The sequence below is a fragment of the Microbacterium sp. genome (assembly GCF_031179285.1).
Taxonomy (GTDB): Bacteria; Actinomycetota; Actinomycetes; order Actinomycetales; family Microbacteriaceae; genus Microbacterium.
In genome coordinates this window covers 117,299-139,914 of record NZ_JAPSHY010000009.1, presented here as the reverse complement: position 1 = coordinate 139,914, position 22,616 = coordinate 117,299, and the positions used below count along the sequence as shown (strand labels likewise).

Below are 22,616 nucleotides of genomic sequence, written 5' to 3'. Positions count from 1 at the left end.
CGGGGCCGGCGCCGTCGAGCGCGGCGGACTCGTAGAGGTCGCGGGGAACGGCCTGCATGGCGGCGAGCAGGATGAGGGCGTTGTAGCCGGTCCAGCGGAAGTTGACCATCACCGCGATCGCGATGTGCGACAGCGCGGTGTCCTCCTTCCACTGCTGGTCGGCGATGCCCACGAGATTCAGCAGGTTGTTGGCGAGGCCGTCGGCCTCGTTGAAGACACTGGAGAAGATGATCGCGATCGCGACCGGCGTCACCACGAACGGGATGAGCACGCTCATCCGCCAGAACGTCGGCGCGCGAAGACCTCGGTCGAGCAGGTAGGCGATGAAGAGGGCGATGGCCAGCTGCGGGATCGCGGACAACAGGAAGATGCTGAGCGTGTTGAAGATCGAGTTCCAGAACATCGAGTCGGCGAGGATCTCGGTGAAGTTTCCGACGCCGACGAACTCGCCCTCGCCTCTGAGCAGGTCCCATTCGTGGACGGCGACCCAGACGGTGTAAAGCAGCGGGAACAGTCCCACCACCCCGAAGAGCAGGAAGAACGGCGAGATGTAGAAGTACGGAGAGGCGTTCTGGTCGAACCGCGACACGCGATGGCGCCAGGGCCGCTTCGCCGCGGCATCCGCTTTCACCTGCGAATCGGATGCCGCGTCTCTGCGCTCCGTCGGAGGGGCGGTGAGAGTCATGAGAGTTCCTTGTCTCGGCGGGAGGTGCCCGGCAGGGTGGTGCCTCGACGGGCTCAGCGACCGTGGGGTCACTGAGCCCGTCGAGATGCGGAGCGGGTCAGTCGACCAGCTTCTTCAGGAGCTCGATCGCAGCATTCCAGGCGCCCTGGGTGTCGGTCTCACCGCGGTCGAGTGCGCTGAGGGCGGGGCCGAACACGTTCTCCTGGATGACGGAGTCGTCTGCGCCCTTGAACTGCGCGACGACGCCCTTGGCCCGCTCGGCGAGGATGGCACCGGTGGGAGCGCCGTTGAAGAACTCGTTCGGCGTCGCCTCGGCTGCCAGGGTCTCCTGCGCCTCGATCGTGGAGGGGAAGTTGCCCGCGGCGGCGGACTGCTTCACCTGCTGCTCGGGCTGCGTCAGCCAGTTCGCAAGCTCTGCAGCGGCCTCCTGGTTCTTCGAGGACTCCGTGACCGCCAGCCACGCGCCGCCCCAGTTCGCTGCGCCTCCGGGGAAGACGTCAGCGAAGTCCCAGCCGGTGGTGGCGTCTCCGCCGCCGGCCTCGACCTGACCCTGCACGACTCCCAGCATCCACCCAGGGCAGACGAACGTGGCAAAGGTGCCGTCGACGAACGACTTGCCGCCGTTCCAGTCCCACGCCTTCTGCGCGGCGGACTGGCCGCCTTCTGTCGCCGCTCCCAGCAGCTCGAAGCGCTCCTTGAGCTCGGCGTTGCCCTCGACGTTCAGCTCACCGTCGGCGGTGTAGTAGCCCTCGTCGAGCTGGTTGACCATGGCGTTCCAGACGAAGCCGGAGTGGTCATACCACGCCTTGCCGGTCTTCGCGGTGTACTCGGCGCCGACGGCGAAGTAGTTCTCCCAGTCGCCGTTCAGCAGCTCGGCGACCGACTCGCGATCACTCGGCATCCCGGCGGCCTCGAACGCGGCGCCGTTGTAGCAGATGCCGCTCGGCCCGATGTCGGTGCCGTAGCCGATGACCCGGCCGTCCGGGTCGGTGACCTGGTCGTACTTCCACTCCAGCCAGTCGTCCTTGCGGTCTTCGATGCCGTGGTCGCGCAGGTCGATGAAGGTGTCGGGGGCGTCTGCCATGATCGCGCCCAGCCAGCCCTCCTCGATCGCGACGATGTCGCTGAGGCCGGAGCCTGCGCCGATCTTGGTGAAGACATCCGTACGGGCGTTGCCGCCGGTGTCGATGTTCGTCGCCTCGATGGTGACGTTCGGGTTCAGCTCTTCGTACTCCTTGTAGAGGTCGTCGTAGCCGAAGGTGCCGAACGTGGTGATCGTCAGCGTGACGTCACCGTCGGCGTCGCCTCCACCGGCGTCGCCGGTGCTGGAGCAGCCGGCCAGGGCGAGGGCGGAGACGGATGCCACGGCGGCTGTCGCCAGCATCCGATTGCGGGCACGTGTGTTCACAGTTCACTCCTTTGTGCAGGGGTCGTGCGGGTGGGATGGTGATTCCGGGCGATCGGTGGGAGCGCTCCCACGATCTGAGGTGCCACACTATGGGAGCGCTCCCACGGATGTCAAGCGTGGGACGAATCGAGGTGGAGACGACGATCCGCGGTGGTTCCGCCAGGAATCCCACCTCGAATCGTCCGATGTACCTCGATCCGTCAGCGGCGGCGAGCGGATGCCGGAGGCGTCACAGTCGATGCGGGTAACCTTGCCCGGTGCCCGAAGCAGACCTCTCCCCCGCCCTCACCCGCGCCCAGTCACTGATCCGGTCGGTGCCCGACTACCCCGAATCCGGCATCGTGTTCCGCGACATCACGCCGCTGCTCGCTGACGCGGAGGCACTGCGGGTCACCACCGAGGCGATCATCGAGCCGTTCGCCGGACAGTTCGACGTCGTCGCCGGGATCGAGGCGCGCGGCTTCATCCTCGCGGGCGCCGCCGCGATCGCCGCCGGCGTCGGCCTCATCCCGATCCGCAAGGCGGGGAGGCTTCCCCGGCCTGCGGCATCCGTCGACTACGCCCTCGAATACGGCACCGCCACGATCGAGATGCATGACGATCTTCCCGCGGGGTCTCGCGTGCTGCTCATCGACGACGTGCTCGCGACCGGGGGCACGCTCGCCGCGGGCCGCGAGCTGGTCGAGCGCCTGGGCAGTCATGTCGTCGGAATCTCGGTGCTGTTCGAGATCGCCGACCTCGGTGGTCGCGACGTCATCGGCGACCTGCACACGGTGTTCCACTCCTGACGGCGCCGCTCGCCGCGCCGTCGGCGTGGGAGTCGCCGGGCTACCGGTTGCGCTCCGACTGCCTGCTGTCGTGCGACCCGCCCACCTCCTCCGGGAGCTCGTCGATGGGGATCAGCACGATGTCCTGGACCTTCCAGTCCAGGTCGATGCACTGATCCCGCGCCTGCAGGAGCTCCTGCAACTCGGGCATGCGACCCTGTTTCGGAACGACGAACGACTCGACATGGAAGACGTGCCCCTGGTCGCGCACTCGTGAGCCCGCCTTCTCCACCCAGGCAAGGCCGCGCAGATGCTCATCGATCTGCCGCGTGATCGGGTGGACCTTGCCGTCGTCGAACGTCGTCGCGGCCGTGTCCATCAGGTCGGTGATCGCGGCTTTCATGTTCTTGATGCCGTCCCAGAGGATGCTCGCGGCGATGAGCAGCGCCGCCACGGCATCCGCCCACCACAGGCCGACGCCGATGCCGGCCACACCCACGATCGATCCGACGGCGGTCATCCAGTCGGCCTTGTTCATGTCGGCATCCGCGTAGAGAACCTTGTCGTGCAGTTCCTTCGCGAGCCGCATCTTCACCCTGCCGAAGTAGATGGGCAGCGGAATCGTCAGCGCCATCACGAGCATCATCAGCCAGCCGAGCCAGATCGGCTGTCCGAACAGCACCACTGAGCCGATCGGCGGGTGTTCGGCACCGATGAGTCCGGTGACGGAATCGACGATCAGGAATGCACCCATCGTCAGCAGCGCGACTCCGGCGACGAGGTGGGCGACGCCGACCGCACGGTGGAACCCGTAGGGGTAGCGGGCGGTGGGTGCCCGATTGACGATGCGGACCGCCATGAGGAAGGCGATCGGAGGGGCGAGGGAGAGCAGATCTTCGATCCAGGCCGCCTTCATGGCCTGGGAGTTGCCCATCACCAGGAAGACAAGGGTGATCGCCACCGCGAGGAAGGCGAGCGTGAACCACTCGATCCTGATCGCGGATCGCAGAGCCTTCTGCTGCTGTTCCGGCAGCTCCGTCCGACCGAACCGCACCGTCATGATCCCGTCTCCTCGAACAGGAACGTCTCGAGTGTGGTGAGGAACCGGTTCTCGCCCATCCGCACGATCATGACGTGCTTGGCGGTGCCTTCGGCAGTCGTGGACTCGGTGTAGGGCCGCGTCACCGCGGCTTTCTCGGTCCACGGGGTGTCGTCGTGGAAGCCGCCGATCACGAGGTCGAGCTCGCCGCGTTCGAGAGCCTGCATCAGCTGCGCCTCGCTGCCGACGGACCAGTCGAGCTCGGCATCGAGCTGCTCGGCGAACCCCGACACGAGAGCGGGTTCGGTGCCGCCGGGCTCGCCGCTTCCATCGACGTCGACCCAGGGCGGGTTGGCCGTCACACCGACGCGCACCGTGCCACCCTCGACGCGCTCGGTCGTCCCCTCGGGGTCCGCCGGCATCTGGATCCCGCATCCGACCAGGGTGCAGCACAGGGCCGCGCCTGCGAGCGCGATGACGTGTCTCCTCATAGCGCTGACCATAGCCAAGTGCAGCCGTCCTCGCCCATCCTGCGGCACCCCTTGACAGGCATCCGGTCGTCGGCCCACCGCGTCGACCGGCGCGAGCAGCCAGGCGGCTGCACGGTAGACTGGTCACGCCCGTCCGCCCGCGACATCCGGAGCCGTTCATGCCCACCATCGTCGTCGACGTCATGCCCAAGTCAGAACTGCTCGACCCTCAGGGGAAGGCCGTCTCGGGCGCGTTCGCTCGCCTCGGCGTCAACGGCTTCAGTGACGTCCGCATCGGCAAGCGCTTCGAGCTCACCGTCGAGGGCGAGGTCACCGACGATCTGCTCGCCGAGGCCAAGCGCGTCGCCGACGAGGTGCTCTCCAACTCTGTGATCGAGGATGTCGTCGGCATCGAGGTGGTCGAGTGACCGTCCGCATCGGCGTCATCACCTTCCCCGGGTCCCTCGACGACCGCGACGCGCAGCGCGCCGTCCGCATCGCCGGCGCCGAGCCCGTCGCGCTCTGGCACGGCTCGCACGATCTCGAAGGGGTCGACGCGCTCGTGCTGCCCGGTGGGTTCAGCTACGGCGACTACCTGCGGGCCGGCGCGATCGCGTCGCTGTCGCCGATCATGACCGAGGTCAAGGATGCCGCGGCCGCGGGCATGCCGATCCTCGGCATCTGCAACGGTTTCCAGATGCTCGTCGAGGCGCACCTGCTGCCCGGCGGGCTGATCCGCAACGACCACCAGCACTTCGTGCGGCGCGATCAGCGTCTCACGGTCGAGAACTCCGACACCGCCTGGACGAACACCTTCCGTCGCGGTCAGGAGATCGTCATCCCGCTGAAGAACGGCGACGGCGGCTACATCGCCGACGATGAGACACTCGATCGCCTCGAGGGCGAAGGTCTCGTCGCGTTCCGCTATGCCGGCGTGAATCCGAACGGGTCGCTGCGCGACATCGCCGGGCTCACCAATGAGCGGGGCAACGTCGTCGGCCTGATGCCCCACCCCGAGCACGCGACCGAGCCCGGGTTCGGCCCCGACACCGCTGTCGCCATGCGCAGTGGAGTGGACGGCGTCGGCTTCTTCGCGAGCGCCGTCGCCGCCGTCGCACGCGTCGCTGCGTAGTAGCGGTTCGACCGGCGTTCACGGCGCAGGCTTCGGCCAGCGGCATCCGCTTCGGCCAGCACGTCCGCTTCGGCCAGCGGCATCCGCTTCGGCCAGCTGCATCCGCTTCCGGTCGCGGGCTCCGCGGCCGGTACGGATGCACGACCGCGGTACGGATGCACGACCAGTGCCCGGCGTTTCGCCCTGCATTCGTGCATCCATCGTGCATCTGTGCCCGCACGTCCTCCCGGGTCGGCCCCGGCATCTGCATGACCATTTCGCACATGCATGACCGTGCGGGTTGATTACTCATGCAAAGCGGCGCCGGGTCATGCACTCCGCGCATCCGCCGGCGGTTCACCTGCACGACCGCGGTACAGATGCACGACCGATGCCGGTCGTTTTGTCCCGCATCCGTGCATCCATCGTGCATGTGTGCACCCGGATGCCGGTGCCAGCCACCGAACGTCGGATGCCGCGTGCCAGCCGCCGAACGTCGGATGCCCGATGCCGGCGCCGGATGAACACCGGATGCCGGATGCCGGATGCCGGCCGGCACGCCGACGCGACTACCCCAGCGCCGGCGGCCACACCCCGATCAGGATCGCCATCACGAGCAGGGTGACCAGCTCGTGCGCGATGTTCATGGTCGTCAGCGCCGTCGGCCGCCCCTCGAATGCGTCATGGGTGATGAAGCGTGCGGCGGTGAACCCCGCCCACAACGTGACCGCGGTGATCACGGCGCCCCAGAAGAACGATCCGCCGTAGAAGTGCCATGCGATCGCCGTCGCGCCGGCGAGCACCCACGCGGTGATGAAGCTCACCAGGACGGTGGTCACGATCGCCATCGTCGCCGATGACGCAGGCTTGTCCATGTCGACGTTCGCCAGCTTCGACCAGCGCGTGCCGAACACCTTCGGCGCGTACCAGACCGATCCGACGAGCATGCTCGACGCGGTCGCCAGCAGCACTGCCCAGTAGTTGATCTCGGGAACCATGATGTCTCCTCGCCGTCGACGCGGGCCCTGCGGGCCCGTCCTGCGCTGAGCGTAGCCCCGCGCCGGAGAGGACAGAGGAGGCACGCAGGTCGAGCCGTCACCGAACCGATTCGATCCCTGAAATGGCAACAATGTAAGCGTTTGCACTAGCCTGATGCCATGGCACAGCTTGAACAGATCGCAGCCCCCGGTTCCGAATGGTGGCGCAGCGCCGTCATCTATCAGATCTACCCTCGCTCCTTCGCCGATGCATCCGGCGACGGCATCGGTGACCTGCCGGGCATCACGTCCCGTCTCGACGATCTGAAGGACCTCGGCGTCGACGCGATCTGGCTGAGCCCGTTCATGACGAGCCCGCAGCGCGACGCCGGCTACGACGTCGCCGACTACCGCGATGTCGACCCGCTGTTCGGCACCCTGGCCGACTTCGACGAGATGCTCGCGCAGGCGCATAACCGCGGCATCCGCGTCATCGTCGACCTCGTCCCCAACCACTCCTCCGACCAGCACGTCTGGTTCCAGGAGGCACTCAAGGCCGGCCCTGGAAGCCGCGAGCGCGCCCGCTACGTCTTCCGCGACGGGCGCGGCGAGAACGGCGAGCTCCCTCCGAACAACTGGGAGTCGGTGTTCGGCGGCGGCATGTGGGAGCGCGTGACCGAGGCCGACGGCACCCCGGGTCAGTGGTACCTGCACATCTTCGATGCGACCCAGCCGGACTTCGACTGGACGAATGAAGAGGTCCGCGAGGAGTTCCGCTCGATCCTGCGCTTCTGGCTGGACCGCGGGGTCGACGGTTTCCGCGTCGATGTCGCCCACGGCATGGTCAAGGAGGCGGGGCTCCCCGACTACGCTCCGGTGGCCGACGCCGACTCCATGGGCGGCCGCGAGGACAACGTGCCGTACTGGGGTCAGGAAGAGGTGCACGAGATCTACCGCGACTGGCACCGGGTGCTCGCCGAGTACGACGGCGACCGCGCACTCTGTGGTGAGGCGTGGCTGCCGACGCTTGCGAAGACCGCGCTCTGGGTGCGCCCGGATGAGATGCATCAGACCTTCAACTTCCCGTACCTGATGACTCCGTGGGACGCGAAAGCGCTCGGCGACATCATCCGCGAATCGCTCGACGAGTTCGGCAAGGTCGGCGCCCCGAGCACCTGGGTGCTCTCCAACCACGACGTCGTCCGCCATGCGACTCGGCTGGCGCTGACGGCCGAGAACCCGCAGGGCGAGGGCATCGGCCCCTTGACGCCCAACAAACCGGACGCCGCGATCGGACTCGCGCGAGCCCGCGCCGCGACGGCCCTCATGCTCGCCCTTCCCGGGTCGTCGTACCTGTACCAGGGTGAGGAGCTGGGTCTTCCCGAGGCGATGGAGATCCCGGACGAGTTCCGTCAGGACCCGACATGGTTCCGCACCAACGGCAAGCGCTACGGACGCGACGGCTGCCGGGTTCCTCTCCCGTGGGAGGCGGAGGCTCCGGCGTTCGGCTTCAACCACACCGGTGCGTCCTGGCTGCCGCAGCCGGCGGAGTGGGCGACATACGCCCGCGACGTCGAGGCCGCCGATCCGGCATCCACCCTGTCGCTGTACAAGCAGATGCTCGCCGCACGGCGCGCGCACGGCTTCGGGAGCGGCTCGCTGGTCTGGGAGGACGCAGGGCCGGATGCCGTCGCATTCCGGCGCGGCGACATCCACGTCGTGTCGAACCTCGGCACCGAGCCGATCGAGCTCGGCGAAGGCGTCACGTTCGAGCTGAAGAGCCAGCCCTTCGAGGGCACGGCGCTGCCGGTCGACACCACCGCCTGGTTCCGCCGCTCATGACCGTGAGACTGCATCTTCCCGCCGAGACTGTGGCGAAAAGCCGGGGTCTCGGCGTGGGAGTGCAGTCTCGCGGAGGGTGGCGGGGGAAGCGGGAGCGCTGACGTGGCGAGCATCGACGAGGTGGCGCGCCTTGCGGGCGTCTCGACCGCAACCGTTTCCCGCGCTCTCAGTGGCCGCGGGCAGGTCTCCGAGGCCGCCAGAGAACGGGTGCGGAAAGCTGCCCAATCGCTCGGCTACGTCGTCTCGTCGCGGGCGTCGAGTCTCGCCTCGGGGCGCACGAGGAACGTCGGCGTGGTCGTGCCGTTCCTCGATCGCTGGTTCTTCAGTGCTGTGCTCTCCGGGGTGTCGAGCGCTCTCATGCGCCACGGATACGACATCACGCTGTACAACATCACCGCCGACAGCGACGTGCGAAGCGAGGTGTTCGGAACCTTCCTGCGTCGACAGCGGGTGGATGCCGTCATCGCCGTGTCGATCGAACTCGATGCCGACGAGACGCAACAGCTGCTCGATCTCGGGCTGCCCGTCATCGCGATCGGGGGGCCGAATCCGAAGCTCGACACGCTCACCGTCGACGACGTCGCCCTGGCGCAGTTGGCGACCGAGCATCTGATCGGGCTCGGTCATCGAGACATCGCGCACATCGGCGCGAACCCGGAGTTCGACCTCGACTTCCACATCCCCACCAATCGGCGCCTCGGTTTCGAGAAAGGACTCGCCAGTGGCGGGATCCCGCTGAACCCGGTCTTCTTCGAGCCCGCGGACTTCACCGTCAGCGGCGGTTATCGGGCGGCGAAGCAACTTCTCGGCCGACCAGGACCCCGGCCCACCGCACTCTTCGTCGCGTCCGACGAGATGGCCATCGGGGCCATCCTCGCCGCCCGCGATCTCGGGTTTCGGGTGCCGCAGGATCTTTCGATCGTGGGCATCGACGGGCACGAGCTCGGCGAGTTCTTCCAGCTCACGACGGTCGATCAGTTTCCGCTGGGCCAGGGAGAACGTGCGGCCGAGGCGGTGCTGGCGAAGCTGGCCGCGACCGATGCGGCTCCGGCCCGGACTCCTGCGGCGCTGCCGTACGAGCTGAACGTGCGCGGCACGACAGCGCGACTCTGACGCCGGCCGGAAGATCCCGAGGGTTCCCGAGGGATCCCGGCCGATCGGCCGATGTGGCAAGGTTCGCCGTTCCGCAAATGTGAAGGCATGCACCCACCACGATCACCGCATCGCCGAGAATGGCTCATCGCCGCCTCGCTGATCCTGCTCGCCCTCATCCCGTCCGTCGCCGGGGCCGTGCGCCTCGAAGAGATCGCGTCGGGCGCTGCCGAGACCGCGGCGAACGCGCGGTTCGTAGGGATGCCGCTGCCCGTCGTCGCTCACATCCTGGCCGCGCTGGTCTACTCGCTGGTCGGCGCCTTCCAGTTCCTGCCGGGACTGCGCCGGCGGCACATCGGATGGCACCGGTTCGCGGGACGCTTCCTCCTGGTGCCGGCGGGGTTCATCGTCGCGACCAGCGGCCTGTGGATGACGGCGTTCTACGACGTACCGCCCGTCGACGGCCTGGGCCTTCAGATCTCGCGCTACCTCGTCGGGCTCCTGATGATCGCGTGCCTTGCCCTGGGGCTCGGGGCGGTCTTGCGCCTCGACATCGAAGCGCACCGCGCATGGATGATCCGTGCTTACGCGCTCGCGTTGGGTGCGGGTACGCAGGTGCTCACGTCCGCGCCGTTCCTCATCGCATTCGGACCGCCGGACGAGCTCTGGCGTCTGGTGCAGATGGATGCCGGGTGGCTGCTCAACATGCTCGTCGCGGAGGCGGTGATCCGACGTGTGCGGGTGCGACGACCCGCCGTGCTTGTCGGCCATGGGTAGCATGCCCCTCGTGGGCACATCGACCGAGCAGCATCCGACGACCGTCTCGCTCGCCGTCCGCCCCCGCGGGCGGGACTTCGTTCTCGCCGGCGCGCTGATCGCCGCCGTCGTCGTCGAGGGCACGCTCCGACGCGACCTGTCGTGGCCGACGGTGACGACGGCGATCACGGTCCTGCTGCTCGCAGGCCTCCCCTGGCGGCGGCTCCACCCGCTCGCCCTCGTCATCGCCACGACGGCCGCCACCGCTTCTCTGGGGGCGGCTCAGCTTTTCGCGGGAGTCTCGCCGGATGGCATGGCCGCGATGTTCGGGCTCATCCTCGGCCCGTACTCGCTGTTCCGCTGGGGCGCGAGAAGATCACGCCTCGTCGGCGGCACAGTCCTCGGTGCCGGCGTGGTGCTGTCGACGGTGCTTCGTCCCGAGCCGGGTGCCGAGAGCCTGATCGGCGGGATCGCCGGCGTGCTGTTCGTGGGCAGCGCCTGCCTTCTCGGGGCGCTCCGACGAGAGCGAGCCGACCGCCTGGTGAAGGAGATCGCCGTCGTGCGGGCCCAGGAGCGTGAGTCCCTCGCCCGCGACCTTCACGACACCATCGCCCATCATGTGTCCGCGATCGCGATCCGCGCCCAGGCGGCCGGACTCCACACCCGAGACCCCGACGTCGTGTCGGAATCGTTGCGGGTGATCGAGCGCGAGGCGACGGCTGTACTCGGTGAGATGCGAACCCTCGTGCGTGTCCTGCGCACGCCGGCGGCCTATGCGCCGCCCGCCGGTATCGCAGCGATCGAGCGCCTCTCCGACGACGGACCGCCGCAGATCTCGGCGCGGGTCGAGGCCGTCGACACGCCGTCCGACGTCGTCGCGGGCACCCTCCATCGCATCGCACAGGAGGCAGTGACGAACTCCCGACGCCATGCCATCGGAGTCACGGCGATCTCGATCGTCCTCCGCACGGACGGCGAGGACCTGCTGCTCGATGTGCTCGATGACGGGCACGGCTCGGTCGCCGGCTCCCCGCCGGGCTTCGGACTGAGAGGCATGCGCGAGCGCGCCGCCCTGCTCGGCGGATCGATCGAGGCCGGCCCGCACCCGGCGGGCGGATGGATGCTGCGTGCCAGGCTCCCGCGGAGCACTCGATGATCCGCGTCCTCATCGCCGATGACCAGGAACCGGTTCGCACGGGCCTGCGTCTGCTGGTCGACTCGCTGGCGGGCGTCGAGGTCGTCGGAGTCGCCGCCGACGGCCTCGAGGCGGTCACCCTGGCGCGACGGTTGCACCCCGACGTGGCGCTGCTCGACATCCGGATGCCGGAGCTCGACGGCATCCAGGCGACGGCGAGACTCGCCGGCCCCGGCGTCGACGACCCGATCGCCGTCGTCATCATCACGACGTTCGACCTCGATGAGTACCTGCACCGTGCGTTGCGGGCGGGCGCGAGGGGCTTCCTGCTGAAGGACGCCGGCCCCGACCTGATCGGTGACGCCATCCGCGCCGCAGCCTCCGGAGAGGCGCTGATCTCGCCTCGTATGACGATGCGGCTGCTGAACACGTTCGCCGCTGCGCGCGGCATCCAGCCGGCACCCCCGGATCCGCTGACCGAGCGCGAGGAAGAGGTGCTCGTCCTCCTCGCGCGAGGGCTGACCAACGTCGAGATCGGTGATTCCCTCTTTCTCGCGCTCGGCACGGTGAAGACGCACATCGGGGCGATCCTCACCAAACTCGGCGCGCGCAATCGCGTCGAGGCCGCGATGTGGGCCTACGACACGGGCCGGGTCGGCGCGCAACGCTGAGTTCCGGCCGCAGCACGGCTCGCCCGGGCCCGGCTGCTTCCTCGCACGGCGCGGCCTGAGCCGACATACTGGGGCGATGGATGCCATCAACGACCTCGTGACCTCGCTCGGCGGACAGCTGTGGAGCTGGATCGTGCTGCCCGTGCTCGTCGTCCTCGGGCTGTACTTCACCTTCCGATCGGGCGTCGTGCAGTTCCGGATGATCCCTGAGATGTTCCGCACGCTCACCAATCGCACCCCCACGGACAACGAGGGGCGGCCTCAGTCTGTCTCTGCCTTCCAGGCGTTCACGATCTCGGCGGCGTCTCGCGTCGGGGTCGGCAACATCGCCGGCGTCGGCACGGCGATCGCGATCGGCGGGCCGGGAGCGGTGTTCTGGATGTGGACGATGGCCTTCATCGGCGGTGCCTCGAGCTTCATCGAATCGACTCTGGGACAGGCCTTCAAAGTCCGCGACAAGGACGGCTTCCGGGGCGGCCCGGCGTACTACATGCAACACGGCCTCAAGGCGCGGTGGATGGGAATCCTCTTCGCGGTCGTGCTCATCCTCTGCTTCCCGCTGTCGTTCAACTCCCTGCAGGCGAACACGATCAGCGCGACCATCTCGGGAAGCTTCGGCGGCGAAGTCGGCTGGATCCCGTGGGTCGTCGGCGGCGTGCTCGCCGTGCTGACGGCGCTGGTCATCTTCGGCGGCGTTCGCCGCATCGCCTCGGTCTCGCAGGCGGTCGTGCCTCTCATGGCGCTGCTGTACCTGATCGTCGGACTCGTCATCGTCGGCATGCACATCGAGCGTCTCCCCGAGGTCTTCGCGTCGATCTACACGCAGGCGTGGGGCACGCAGGAGGTCGTCGGTGGCACGATCGGCGCCATCATCATGGTCGGTGCGCAGCGCGGCATGTTCTCCAATGAGGCCGGTCTCGGATCGGCACCGAACGCCGGCGCGACCGCCGCGGTCACTCACCCGGTGAAGCAGGGACTCGTGCAGACGCTCGGTGTCTACTTCGACACCTTCCTGGTCTGTTCCATCACGGCGTTCATCGTGCTCGTCTCGACACCCGATCTCGCGAACGCCGAGCGAGGCATCGTCCTGACCCAGAATGCGCTCGTGAGCTCACTCGGATCCTGGTCCAACATCCTGCTGAGCATCATCATCTTCCTGCTCGCGTTCAGCTCGATCCTCGGCAATTACTACTACGGCGAGTCGAACATCGAGTTCATCAACGCCAAGCGCGGCGTTCTCACGACCTTCCGCGTGGTCGTCGTCGCCGTCGTGTTCCTCGGCTCGATCGCCTCGGCGGACCTGATCTGGAGCACCGCCGACGGCATCATGGGCGTCATGGCCATCATCAACCTCGTCGCGATCGCGCTGCTTTCGGGCATCGCGTTCAAGCTCCTGAAGGACTACTCCGAGCAGCGACGTGCCGGTCTCGATCCCGTGTTCACGCGAGCGCGTCTTCCCGAGGCCACCGGCATCCAATGCTGGGAGGACGAGCTCAGCGTGACCGGACCGATTCCGGTGGTCGCGTCACGTCGCTCGACCCGCAGTTGACCTGAGAGGGGCGGTCCTCGACCGCCCCTCTTGCGGGGGACTGAACGCCTGTTTAGACTACTGAACATGCGTTCAGCATCCGACGACCTCACCACGCGCGCCCGTATCCGCGATGCGGCCATCGTGTGCTTCGCTCGCAGCGGAGTCGACGGTACGAGCCTTCGGCAGATCGCGAGCATGGCCGGCGTGAGCGCCGCCCTTATCCTGCATCACTTCGGCAGCAAGGAAGGGCTGCGCGACGCCTGCGACGAGTTCGTCGTCGCCTCTTTCATCGACGAGAAGGACGCCATGACCGGCGCGGCCGCCGCCGAGATGATGCGCGCGGCTCTCGATTCCCGCGAACGGTGGTCGCCACTGCTGGAGTACATGACCCGGATGCTGGTTGACGGCTCCGCGGCGGCCGACCGCCTCTTCGACGCATTGCTGGCGGGAACCCGAAACATGCTCGAGCGTCAGATCGCCGACGGCGTGGTGCGGCCGCAGTCCGACCTCGACGCGACCGCCGCCTACATGACCCTGTACGGGCTCGGGCCTGTGCTGCTGCAGCGCCATCTGGCGAGGTCGCTCGGCGAGGACGGGCTGTCGACCGGGCTGCTCGAGAGGTCGACGCTCCCGGTGCTGGAGTTGTTCACCCACGGCCTGTACACCGACGACCGGCTGCTCGTCGCCGCTCGTGCTGCACTGCAGCGCAAGAGCGGCCCACGCTCCGACAAGGGAGAGAACGACCCGAATCAGGATCCGGATCCGCCGCTTTGATGCGCCGCCCCGACCCTGATCGCTCCCACCTGAAAGGAGCAGGGACCGTGAACCCTGCCATCGAACTCGCACGCCTTCACAAGACCTACGGCCGCCACACGGCGGTCGACTCGCTGACCCTCTCCATCGAACCCGGTTCCGTCTTCGGGCTGATCGGCCCGAACGGGGCAGGAAAGACGACCACGCTGCGCATGATCCTCGACATCATCCGGCCCACCTCCGGCACGGTGCGCGTGCTCGGGGAGGACCCGCGCACCGCCGGATCGACGCTGCGCCGACGTATCGGCTTCATTCCCGGAGAGCTCCGCCTGGACGGGCGGATGACCGGCCGTCGGATGCTGGACTTCTACTCGGAGGTCTCCGGTCCCGTGCGCACCGGCGCCGTCGACGAGCTCGCCTCGAGGCTCGGCCTAGATCTCACACGGCAGGTGCGCACCCTGTCGAAGGGGAACAAGCAGAAGCTCGGCATCGTGCAGGCGTTCATGCATGAGCCCGAGCTTCTCGTGCTCGACGAGCCGACGAGTGGCCTCGACCCGCTCGTGCAACGGGAGTTCCTCCAGCTCGTCCGTGAGGCGCGCGGTCGTGGCCAGACCGTGCTGCTCAGTTCTCACGTGCTCAGTGAGATCCAACAGACCGCGGATGCCGTCGCGGTGCTCAGCGCCGGCCGCATCGTCGCCGAAGGCGACGTCGCCTCGCTCCGACTCGGCGCGATCCGCCGTGTCCGCGCCGGATTCGCGGTGAGCGACCCGGAGACGGTGCGCACGGAGATGGCACGCCTCCCCAACGTCGCCGACGTGGAGGTCAGCACCGCCGGTGAATCGGTGCGACTCTCGGCGACCGTCGAGGGCGACATCGATCCGTTCATCAAGGCGATAGCCCGCCATCGGGTCGTCGACCTTTCCGTCGAGGAGCCGGACCTCGAGGAGTCGGTCCTGCGACTCTACGGCGATACCGACACGTCGGCGAAGGGGGCCGGACATGAGTAAGCCGCTGCCTGTCTTCCGTCGCGCACTGCGTGAATCCTGGCGTGGCCTCATCGGCTGGACGCTCGGCGTCGCCGCCGTGCTGTTCATGTATCTGCCGCTTTTCCCGAGTATCGGAGGTAACGGGCAGATGCAGCAGATCATCGAGAGCCTGCCGCCGGAGCTGGTGAACGCGCTCGGGTACGACCAGATCGGCACCGGCGCGGGCTACGCGCAGGGGACGTTCTACGGACTCATCGGCTTCCTGCTGCTCACGATCGCGTCCATCGGCTGGGGCGCGGGAGCGATCGCCGGCGCCGAGGAGTCGAGCCGCCTCGAGCTGGATCTGGCTCACGGCATCGGACGAGTGCCGTACGCGCTCGAGATGGCAGCGGCGATGCTGGTGCGGCTGGTCTGGCTCGGACTGTTCGCCGCCGTCGTCGTGCTCGCGCTGAACGACTCGGCCGAGCTCGAGATCGAAGCCACGCGCATTCTGGACGCGACCGTCGTCTTCGTCGGAGTCACCATGCTCGCGGGCAGTCTCGCCCTGTTCGTCGGCGCGCTGACCGGCCGGCGCGGGCGCGGGGTGGCCGCCGGTGCCGGCATCGCCGTCGTGGGATACGCATTCAACGCCATCGCGAACCAGGTCGAAGATGCCGAATGGCTGCGATTCCTGTCGCCGTACTCGTGGGCGTTTCATCAGCCACCCTTGCTCGACGGGTTCGATCCCGTCGGCTGCATCGCTCTCTGGGGCTGCACCGCCGTGCTCATCGCCGGCACCGCCGTCGTTCTGCGCGGGCGAGACATCGTCGGCTGACCGACCAGCACCGGTGTCCTCGCCGCCGGACGGCGCACGAGGACACTGGTCATCGCAGGGTCGGCTCCAGGAGTAGTGTGCTTCCTCGTGGCATCACCTCGATCGACCGGCCGTCTGTTCTCGAACAGCCGCCACCACCTCGCACCCGCCCAGATCATCGCCTTCGGATTCGGGCTGGCGATCCTCACCGGTACCGCGCTGCTGATGCTGCCGATGTCGTCGGCGACCGGCCACTGGACAGGGCCCGTCGAGGCGCTGTTCACCTCCACCTCGGCGGTGTGCGTGACCGGGCTGGTCGTCGTCGACACCGCGGTTCACTGGAGCCCGTTCGGGAAGATCGTGATCTTGCTGCTCATCCAGCTCGGCGGTCTGGGAATCATGCTCTTCGCCGCGCTCGTCGGACTCGCGCTCGCCCGGCGGTTCACCGTGCGATCACGGATGATCGCGAGCGCCGAGACGAAGACCGTCGGTGGTGGCGACATGAAGCGGGTGGCGACCGGCATCCTCGTCACCACGCTCGCGATCGAGGCGGTCGTGGCGCTGATCCTGTTCGTCCGTTTCAGCACCGGGTACGGATACGACGTCGGTCGCGCGGGCTGGCATGCCGTCTTCCACGCGGTCTCCGCGTTCAACAACGCCGGCTTCGCGCTGTACACGGACAGCCTGATGGGCTTCGTCTCGGATCCGTGGATCTGCCTGCCGATCTGTGCCGCGATCATCCTGGGGGGCCTCGGGTTCCCGGTGCTGCGGCAACTGCGCCGCGGGTTCCGCCGCCCGCTGCACTGGACGATGAACACCCGGACCGTGCTGGCAGCCACCGGCGCCCTGCTGCTGGTGGGAACGCTGTACGTGCTGGTCACCGAATGGAGCAATCCCGGTACCCTCGGCGCGCTTCCCGCGCCCTCGCGGGTGCTGGCCGGGTTCTTCCATTCCGTGCAGGCACGCACGGCCGGATTCAACTCGCTCGACGTCTCCCAGATGCATGACGAGACCTGGTTGGGTACCGACGTGCTCATGTTCATCGGCGGAGGGCCCGCCGGTACCGCCGGCGGCATCAAGGTCACCACCTTCGCCGTGCTGTTCTTCATCATGTGGACGGAGTTGCGCGGCGGCACCGCCGTGAACGTCTTCGGCAAGCGGCTTTCACGTGCGGTACACCGCGAGGCGATCACGGTCGTTATCGTCGCGCTCGGGGCGGTGATGGCGGCTGTGATCGCCATCCTCGCGATGACGGACCTCGACCTCGACCGCGTTCTGTTCGAGGTGGTGTCCGCCTTCGGCACCGTCGGCCTGTCGACGGGAATCACGGCAAATCTCCCTGCGGCGGCGCAGATCATCCTCGTGCTGCTCATGTTCCTCGGCCGGCTCGGCCCGCTGACTCTGGGTTCTGCACTCGCGCTGAGAGAGCGACGTACCGCCTATGAGCTCCCGAAGGAGCGGCCGGCGATCGGCTGACGCCGCCGCCGAGTCTCGCTCTCACCCATCGAAAGGACCCCACGTGCCCAAGTTCCTCTCATTCGGACAGGATGCCAGACGGATCGCCGAAGCCGATTCGGTCGCCGTGATCGGACTCGGCCGATTCGGCACCTCCCTCGCCCTCGAGCTGATGGGATCCGGCACTGAAGTGCTCGGCATCGACGCCTCCGAAGACACCGTCCAGGCCCTCAACGGCCAGCTCACCCAGGTGGTGCGCGCGGACGCGACGCGGCTCGATGTTCTCAAGCAACTCGCGATCGATGAGTTCGATCGCGTCGTCGTGTCCATCGGCTCCGACATCACCGCATCCATCCTCACGTCGTCGCTTCTACTGCAGCTCAAGGTGCCTGTCATCTGGGCGAAGGCCGTCGATGAACGCCACGGCGCCGTGCTCGAGCAGCTGGGGGTGCACAAGGTCGTGTACCCGGAGAAGGACATGGGGCGACGGGTGGCACACCTCGTCCGCGGTGCTGCAGCCGACTATCTCGAGATCGACAAGGGGTACGCCATCGTGAAGACGGTCGCTCCCCACCATCTGCACGGGATCACATTGACCGAGGGGTCCGTGCGCGCGACGCACGGGGTGACGATCGCGGCATACCGTCCGGCTTCCGGCGACTGGCGCAACGCCCAGGCTGACAGCGTGCTCGGAGAGGGAGACACCGTCCTCGTGGTCGGACCGACCGACAAGGTCGAGAAGTTCGCGCAGCTGCGCTGAGCTCAGACCGAGCGCAGTGCGTCGGAGGCGGCGTCCAGCGCACCGCCGTTGAGCGAGAAGTACGCCCACTTGCCGCGCTGCTCGCGACTGACGAGCCCGGCGTCGGCGAGAAGCTTCATGTGGTGGGAGACGGTGCCCTGCGAGAGGCCGATCGGAGCCGTCAGATCGCAGATGCACGCCTCGCCGCCCTCGCCCGCGGCGATGAGCGACAGCAGGCGGACGCGTGTCGGGTCGCCGAGCGCCTTGAACACGCGCGCGACGCGCTCGGCATCTTCGACTGACAGCGACGAGGTGACGCTGGGCACGCAGCAGGAGGTCGCTTCGATGGTCGCCGGAAGACTCATGCCATCATTCTCGCACGTATTGACATTCTTCGATAGATGGGCGACAGTCGTCATATCGAAATTTCTCGATCTGAGGAGACACGTGATGTCCGAGCTTCCCATCGTCGTCATCGGAGCAGGCCCGCAGGGGCTCGCCGCCGCCGCCCACCTGAGCGAACGCGGTCTCGAGGCCGTCGTTCTCGAACGCGGTGAGGGCCCGGGCGCAGCGGTGAGCGAATGGGGGCACGTACGACTGTTCTCTGCGTGGCCCGAACTCGTCGACGGCGCCGCGCGCCGGCTTCTCGAGCCGACAGGGTGGCGCGCTCCGGCATCCGGATACCCCACCGGCGCCGAATGGGTGGGCGGCTATCTCGCCCCGCTCTCCGCAGCCCTCGGCGACCGCGTGCGGTACGCGACGACGGTGACCGGTGTATCGCGTCGTGGCAGCGACAAGGTCGTCGACGGCGGCAGAGACACCCGTCCGTTCGTGATTCACACCACCGACGCGAACGGAGATGAAAGCCGCCTGCTCGCCGGTGCCGTCATCGACGCCAGCGGCACCTGGGGTCTGCCGAATCCGGCGGGAGCCGACGGGTACCCGGCGCGCGGAGAGGCGAAGGCGTCGGACCGCATCTCATACCGCATCCCGGACGACGTCTCGACACTCGCCGGCACGCACGTGGTCGTCGTCGGAGCCGGTCACTCCGCCGCTCACGCCGTGCTCCGACTGACCGAGCTCGCCCGGCGCGAACCAGCGACCCGCGTGACCTGGCTGCTGCGCCGAGGGAACGTGGCGAACGTGCTCGGCGGCGGCGCAGGCGACGAACTGCCCGAGCGTGCCGCTCTCGGATCACGCGCCCGCAACGTGATCGAGTCGGGCCTCGTGGATGTCGTGACGGGATACCGCGTCACGGAGTTCCGACGGGATGCCGGCGCGCTTACCATCGTGGCCGAGGACGGACGCGAGATCTCCGGCGTCTCGCAGGTGTTCGCCCTGACCGGGTTCCGCCCCGACACATCGATCCTGCGTGAACTGCGCATCGACCTCGATCCCGTGCTCGACGCCGTCGCGGGGATCGCTGCCGAGATCGACCCCAACATCCACTCCTGCGGCTCGGTATCGGCGACGGGCGCGCGCCAGCTCGCCCAGCCGGAGCCGGGATTCTTCATCGTCGGCGCGAAGTCGTACGGCCGCGCACCGACGTTCCTGGCGCTGACCGGTTACGAGCAGGTGCGGAGCGTGACGGCCCACTTGGCCGGAGACCACGCGGCGGCCGCGCGCAACGATCTGGTCCTGCCCGCGACGGGCGTGTGCGGCGGATCGGGCGACTTCGATTCCGCCGGCAGCGGAGGCGGCGGATGCTGTGCCGCGCCTTCCGTGCTGCAGGTCGGTCTGCGCCCGGCGCTCGCGACCAGCTGAAGCGTGGATACTGGAGTCGACCACTTTCCATCGGAGACGCCATGACCGACGCCACCAAGCCCTCTGTGCTCTTCGTCTGCGTTCACAACGCCGGCCGCTCGCAAATGGCCGCCGGCTTCCTACGTGACATCGCGGGTGACCGCGTCGAGGTGCGCTCGGCGGGCTCGATGCCGGCCGAGCAGATCAATCCGATCGCCGTCGAGGCGATGGCCGAGGTCGGTATCGACATCACGTCGGAGCAGCCGAAGGTGCTCACGACCGAGGCCGTGCAGGCCTCGGATGTCGTCATCACCATGGGGTGCGGCGACGCCTGCCCGTTCTTTCCCGGCAAGCGTTACGAGGACTGGGAGCTCGACGACCCCGCCGGCCAGGGCATCGATGCCGTGCGGCCGATCCGCGACGACATCCGCGGCCGCATCGAAGTTCTCGTCGGAGAACTGCTGCCCTGATCGCGCTCGCCTTCGGGGCCAATGGTTCCGGCGGCGATCACGTCGCTGCGACGACGGCTCGCGTCTCTCGGTTCCAAGCTTGTGACGCAACCTGCACGGCGTCCCACGGGCAGCCGAGCGGAGGCGTATAGGAGAGGTCGAGGTCGCTCATCGCAGCGACACTCATCTGGTGATGCAGCGCGGTGGCGTAGGTGTCGACGCGTTTGGAGATCTCCGCGCCCCGAGCGCCGACAAGCTGCGCACCGAGAAGGCGGCCGTCGCGGGTGTCACCCGTGATCCGGATGCTGATGGGGGTCGCGCCCGGGTAGTAACGCTTGTGGTCGTCGGCGATTGCCGTGTGACTGTGCGGCGCGAACCCGGCTGCGGCGGCTTCGTGGTCACGGAGGCCCGTGCGCGCTGCCACGACGTCGAACACCTTCACCACCTGCGTCCCGAGGCTTCCTGCGAACGATGCGTCTCCGCCGATGGCGTTCTCGCCGGCGACGCGGCCCTGTTTGTGAGCGGTCGTGCCGAGTGGGAGGTAGGTGACGCCGAGGAGGCGGTGGTGTGTGACCACACCGTCGCCGGCCGCCCAGACGTGCGGCAGGCCGGTGCGCATCCGCTCGTCGACGACGACGGCGCCGCCGGGACCCGTGGACGCGCCGGCCGCGGTGAGAAGACCCGTGTTGGGACGCACACCGACGACGACGAGGATCACGTCCGCGCTGCGTGAGAAGGCCTCGCCGTCGCGGGTTCCGCTGACGGTGATCCGCCCCGCGTCGCGTCTGACGGCATCCACGCGGGTCCGGGTGAGGACATCGACGCCGTGTCGGGCGAGTTCGTCGTGAACGAGGGAGCCCAGTTCGGGGTCGAGGGTGGAGAGCACTTCGGGGCCGCGCTGAAGCTGGGTGACCTGGAGGCCCCGCACGGTGAGCGCCTCGGCCATCTCAAGACCGACATAACCGGCACCGACGATGATCGCCGTTTCGGGCAGGTGGTCGTCGAGGTACTTCTCAAGCGCGAATGTGTCGCCCATCGAGTGCAGCAGGTGCACCCCATCATCGGGGCCGAGTCGGTCGAGGCCCGCGATGCCGGCAGTCGACGGGGATGCCCCGGTGCCGACCATGAGCTCGTCGTAGGCGATGCTCGATTCGGCACCGTGCGTGTCGCGGACCGTGAGGCGGCGGGCGTCGACGTCGATGGCAGTGGCGAGGGTGTTCAGCCGGAGGTTCATGCCCGTGGCTTCGAGGTCCGCGTGGGTGCGGTGAGCGAGCGACTGCCAGGGCTGCACTTCGCGGGAGAAGTAGTACGGGATGCCGCAGATGGAGAAGTTCGGGTAGGCGTCCGCCACGACGACGGTGACATCGGCGGACGGATCGAGTTCGCGGGCACGGAGGGCGGTGGAGATTCCGGCGTCGCTTCCGCCGATCGCTACAAGATGCATGGGGTCCCTTTCGCGGGGCTGAGTCTCGGGCTGGCGGGGAGTACGGGATCATCTTGACTCGGCAGGAGTAGTTCAGTCAATATTGAGACAATGAACACTGAGCGAATTGACGATGTAGAGGCCCGCGCCGCGAAGCACGCGGCGTTGAGTGATCCGTCACGCCTTCGGGTCGTCGACCTCCTCACGCTGGGCGATCTGTCTCCGACGGAGATCCGGGTCGCACTGGGCCTTCCGTCGAACCTCGTCACCCATCATCTGAACGTGCTGGAATCCGTGGGGATGGTGTCTCGATCGCGCTCGGAGGCGGACAGGCGACGCAGCTACGTCCGCCTCACCGAAACAGCACTCCATGGGCTCACCCCCGGGCGGGTCGAGCGCGCGAGCCGAGTGGTGTTCGTGTGCACCGCGAATTCGGCGAGGTCGCAACTCGCGGCGGCCTTATGGTCGACGCGCAGCGCCATCCCCGCATCATCGGGCGGCACACACCCTGCAGCGCGGATAGATCCGGGCGCCGTAGCCGTGGCGGATCGCCGCGCGCTCTCCCTGTCTGCTCAGCCACCACGCGCGCTGGACTCAGTGATGACCCATTCGGATCTCGTCGTGACCGTGTGCGACAACGCCCACGAGGAACTCGGTGCCACCGGCCACCTGCACTGGTCGATTCCCGACCCGGTGCGCCTGGGCACCGATCATGCCTTCGACGTCACCTACGACGAACTCGAGCGCCGCATCGCGGAACTCGCTCCCCGCCTGGCCGTCAGCTGAACCGA

Annotated in this window: 24 protein-coding genes; 17 read left to right on the top strand and 7 right to left on the bottom strand. The window is 68.0% G+C overall.

Going from position 1 to position 22,616, the window contains the following annotated elements; all coding sequences use genetic code 11:
• Both RIN18_RS08135 and RIN18_RS08130 read right to left on the bottom strand, forming a co-directional pair.
• Positions 1–685: sugar ABC transporter permease (locus tag RIN18_RS08135; RefSeq protein WP_309103459.1), on the bottom strand; the 685-nt coding region annotated here is incomplete at its 3' end.
• Positions 686–782: 97 nt separating this feature from the next.
• Positions 783–2,093 carry an ABC transporter substrate-binding protein gene (locus tag RIN18_RS08130; protein ID WP_309103458.1) on the bottom strand — a complete coding sequence of 437 codons (1,311 nt, stop codon included), beginning with the start codon at positions 2,091–2,093 and terminating at the stop codon, positions 783–785.
• Positions 2,094–2,350: 257 nt separating this feature from the next.
• Between RIN18_RS08130 and RIN18_RS08125 the strand changes: the two genes are divergently transcribed.
• Complete coding sequence (locus RIN18_RS08125) at positions 2,351–2,881, top strand: adenine phosphoribosyltransferase (RefSeq protein WP_309103457.1); 531 nt, start codon at positions 2,351–2,353, stop codon at positions 2,879–2,881.
• A 40-nt stretch (positions 2,882–2,921) separates the two neighbouring features.
• Here RIN18_RS08125 and RIN18_RS08120 read toward each other — a convergent pair whose 3' ends face one another.
• On the bottom strand, positions 2,922–3,920 hold the full coding sequence (locus tag RIN18_RS08120; RefSeq protein WP_309103456.1) for a cation diffusion facilitator family transporter: 999 nt from the start codon (positions 3,918–3,920) through the stop codon (positions 2,922–2,924).
• Positions 3,917–4,390, bottom strand: a complete 474-nt coding sequence (locus RIN18_RS08115) for a transporter substrate-binding domain-containing protein (RefSeq protein WP_309103455.1) — start codon at positions 4,388–4,390, stop codon at positions 3,917–3,919. The genes RIN18_RS08120 and RIN18_RS08115 overlap by 4 nt, the downstream gene beginning before the upstream one ends.
• A gap of 158 nt (positions 4,391–4,548) precedes the next feature.
• On the opposite strand from RIN18_RS08115, the gene purS reads away from it, so the two are divergent.
• A complete protein-coding gene (gene purS, locus RIN18_RS08110; protein WP_309103454.1) occupies positions 4,549–4,797 on the top strand; it encodes a phosphoribosylformylglycinamidine synthase subunit PurS in 249 nt (82 codons plus the stop codon).
• Positions 4,794–5,501 carry a phosphoribosylformylglycinamidine synthase subunit PurQ gene (purQ, locus tag RIN18_RS08105; protein WP_309103453.1) on the top strand — a complete coding sequence of 236 codons (708 nt, stop codon included), beginning with the start codon at positions 4,794–4,796 and terminating at the stop codon, positions 5,499–5,501. Before purS ends, purQ begins: the two co-directional genes overlap by 4 nt.
• Before the next feature lie 548 nt (positions 5,502–6,049).
• On the opposite strand, the gene RIN18_RS08100 is transcribed toward purQ, so the two are convergent.
• A complete protein-coding gene (locus RIN18_RS08100) occupies positions 6,050–6,478 on the bottom strand; it encodes a DUF1761 domain-containing protein (protein ID WP_309103452.1) in 429 nt (142 codons plus the stop codon).
• A gap of 159 nt (positions 6,479–6,637) precedes the next feature.
• Here RIN18_RS08100 and RIN18_RS08095 point away from each other — a divergent pair, with 159 nt between their 5' ends.
• From RIN18_RS08095 to RIN18_RS08045, 11 genes are all read left to right on the top strand, one after another.
• Complete coding sequence (locus RIN18_RS08095; protein ID WP_309103451.1) at positions 6,638–8,299, top strand: alpha-amylase family glycosyl hydrolase; 1,662 nt, start codon at positions 6,638–6,640, stop codon at positions 8,297–8,299.
• Positions 8,300–8,401: 102 nt separating this feature from the next.
• Positions 8,402–9,412 (top strand): LacI family DNA-binding transcriptional regulator, encoded by a 1,011-nt coding sequence (locus tag RIN18_RS08090; RefSeq protein ID WP_309103450.1) that lies wholly within the window; start codon positions 8,402–8,404, stop codon positions 9,410–9,412.
• An 87-nt stretch (positions 9,413–9,499) separates the two neighbouring features.
• Entirely contained in the window at positions 9,500–10,168 is a 669-nt protein-coding gene (locus RIN18_RS08085) for a DUF2306 domain-containing protein (protein ID WP_309103449.1), read from the top strand.
• A gap of 10 nt (positions 10,169–10,178) precedes the next feature.
• Complete coding sequence (locus RIN18_RS08080; protein ID WP_309103448.1) at positions 10,179–11,303, top strand: histidine kinase; 1,125 nt, start codon at positions 10,179–10,181, stop codon at positions 11,301–11,303.
• Positions 11,300–11,953, top strand: coding sequence for a response regulator transcription factor (locus tag RIN18_RS08075; protein ID WP_309103447.1), 654 nt, complete (start codon positions 11,300–11,302; stop codon positions 11,951–11,953). Before RIN18_RS08080 ends, RIN18_RS08075 begins: the two co-directional genes overlap by 4 nt.
• 76 nt (positions 11,954–12,029) lie before the next feature.
• A complete protein-coding gene (locus RIN18_RS08070) occupies positions 12,030–13,502 on the top strand; it encodes an alanine/glycine:cation symporter family protein (protein WP_309103446.1) in 1,473 nt (490 codons plus the stop codon).
• Between the two features lie 66 nt (positions 13,503–13,568).
• Complete coding sequence (locus RIN18_RS08065) at positions 13,569–14,258, top strand: TetR family transcriptional regulator (RefSeq protein ID WP_309103445.1); 690 nt, start codon at positions 13,569–13,571, stop codon at positions 14,256–14,258.
• 47 nt (positions 14,259–14,305) lie between these two features.
• Positions 14,306–15,244, top strand: coding sequence for an ABC transporter ATP-binding protein (locus tag RIN18_RS08060; protein WP_309103444.1), 939 nt, complete (start codon positions 14,306–14,308; stop codon positions 15,242–15,244).
• Positions 15,237–16,037, top strand: a complete 801-nt coding sequence (locus RIN18_RS08055) for an ABC transporter permease subunit (RefSeq protein ID WP_309103443.1) — start codon at positions 15,237–15,239, stop codon at positions 16,035–16,037. The genes RIN18_RS08060 and RIN18_RS08055 overlap by 8 nt, the downstream gene beginning before the upstream one ends.
• An 87-nt stretch (positions 16,038–16,124) precedes the next feature.
• Entirely contained in the window at positions 16,125–17,492 is a 1,368-nt protein-coding gene (locus RIN18_RS08050) for a potassium transporter TrkG (RefSeq protein ID WP_309103442.1), read from the top strand.
• Positions 17,493–17,535: 43 nt separating this feature from the next.
• Positions 17,536–18,231 (top strand): TrkA family potassium uptake protein, encoded by a 696-nt coding sequence (locus RIN18_RS08045; protein WP_309103441.1) that lies wholly within the window; start codon positions 17,536–17,538, stop codon positions 18,229–18,231.
• Between the two features lie 2 nt (positions 18,232–18,233).
• Here the strand turns inward: RIN18_RS08045 and RIN18_RS08040 are convergent, their stop codons facing one another.
• Positions 18,234–18,575: a metalloregulator ArsR/SmtB family transcription factor gene (locus RIN18_RS08040; protein WP_309103440.1), complete on the bottom strand. Its 342-nt coding sequence runs from the start codon at positions 18,573–18,575 to the stop codon at positions 18,234–18,236.
• 85 nt (positions 18,576–18,660) lie between these two features.
• Between RIN18_RS08040 and RIN18_RS08035 the strand changes: the two genes are divergently transcribed.
• Positions 18,661–19,974: an NAD(P)-binding domain-containing protein gene (locus RIN18_RS08035; protein ID WP_309103439.1), complete on the top strand. Its 1,314-nt coding sequence runs from the start codon at positions 18,661–18,663 to the stop codon at positions 19,972–19,974.
• Between the two features lie 41 nt (positions 19,975–20,015).
• Positions 20,016–20,423, top strand: coding sequence for an arsenate reductase ArsC (locus tag RIN18_RS08030; protein WP_309103438.1), 408 nt, complete (start codon positions 20,016–20,018; stop codon positions 20,421–20,423).
• A 37-nt stretch (positions 20,424–20,460) separates the two neighbouring features.
• Here RIN18_RS08030 and RIN18_RS08025 read toward each other — a convergent pair whose 3' ends face one another.
• On the bottom strand, positions 20,461–21,846 hold the full coding sequence (locus RIN18_RS08025; RefSeq protein WP_309103437.1) for an FAD-dependent oxidoreductase: 1,386 nt from the start codon (positions 21,844–21,846) through the stop codon (positions 20,461–20,463).
• A gap of 90 nt (positions 21,847–21,936) precedes the next feature.
• On the opposite strand from RIN18_RS08025, the gene RIN18_RS08020 reads away from it, so the two are divergent.
• Entirely contained in the window at positions 21,937–22,611 is a 675-nt protein-coding gene (locus RIN18_RS08020) for a helix-turn-helix domain-containing protein (RefSeq protein ID WP_309103436.1), read from the top strand.
• The last annotated feature ends 5 nt before the right edge of the window (positions 22,612–22,616 follow it).

Bases quoted from the DNA above. Each gene is read 5' to 3' on its own strand.
- RIN18_RS08120 (WP_309103456.1), bottom strand. From the start codon at position 3,920: ATGACGGTGCGGTTCGGTCGGACGGAGCTGCCGGAACAGCAGCAGAAG.
- RIN18_RS08115 (WP_309103455.1), bottom strand. From the start codon at position 4,390: ATGAGGAGACACGTCATCGCGCTCGCAGGCGCGGCCCTGTGCTGCACC.
- purS (WP_309103454.1), top strand. From the start codon at position 4,549: ATGCCCACCATCGTCGTCGACGTCATGCCCAAGTCAGAACTGCTCGAC.
- RIN18_RS08100 (WP_309103452.1), bottom strand. From the start codon at position 6,478: ATGGTTCCCGAGATCAACTACTGGGCAGTGCTGCTGGCGACCGCGTCG.
- RIN18_RS08095 (WP_309103451.1), top strand. From the start codon at position 6,638: ATGGCACAGCTTGAACAGATCGCAGCCCCCGGTTCCGAATGGTGGCGC.
- RIN18_RS08085 (WP_309103449.1), top strand. From the start codon at position 9,500: ATGCACCCACCACGATCACCGCATCGCCGAGAATGGCTCATCGCCGCC.
- RIN18_RS08075 (WP_309103447.1), top strand. From the start codon at position 11,300: ATGATCCGCGTCCTCATCGCCGATGACCAGGAACCGGTTCGCACGGGC.
- RIN18_RS08070 (WP_309103446.1), top strand. From the start codon at position 12,030: ATGGATGCCATCAACGACCTCGTGACCTCGCTCGGCGGACAGCTGTGG.
- RIN18_RS08065 (WP_309103445.1), top strand. From the start codon at position 13,569: ATGCGTTCAGCATCCGACGACCTCACCACGCGCGCCCGTATCCGCGAT.
- RIN18_RS08055 (WP_309103443.1), top strand. From the start codon at position 15,237: ATGAGTAAGCCGCTGCCTGTCTTCCGTCGCGCACTGCGTGAATCCTGG.
- RIN18_RS08040 (WP_309103440.1), bottom strand. From the start codon at position 18,575: ATGAGTCTTCCGGCGACCATCGAAGCGACCTCCTGCTGCGTGCCCAGC.
- RIN18_RS08035 (WP_309103439.1), top strand. From the start codon at position 18,661: ATGTCCGAGCTTCCCATCGTCGTCATCGGAGCAGGCCCGCAGGGGCTC.
- RIN18_RS08030 (WP_309103438.1), top strand. From the start codon at position 20,016: ATGACCGACGCCACCAAGCCCTCTGTGCTCTTCGTCTGCGTTCACAAC.
- RIN18_RS08025 (WP_309103437.1), bottom strand. From the start codon at position 21,846: ATGCATCTTGTAGCGATCGGCGGAAGCGACGCCGGAATCTCCACCGCC.
- RIN18_RS08020 (WP_309103436.1), top strand. From the start codon at position 21,937: ATGAACACTGAGCGAATTGACGATGTAGAGGCCCGCGCCGCGAAGCAC.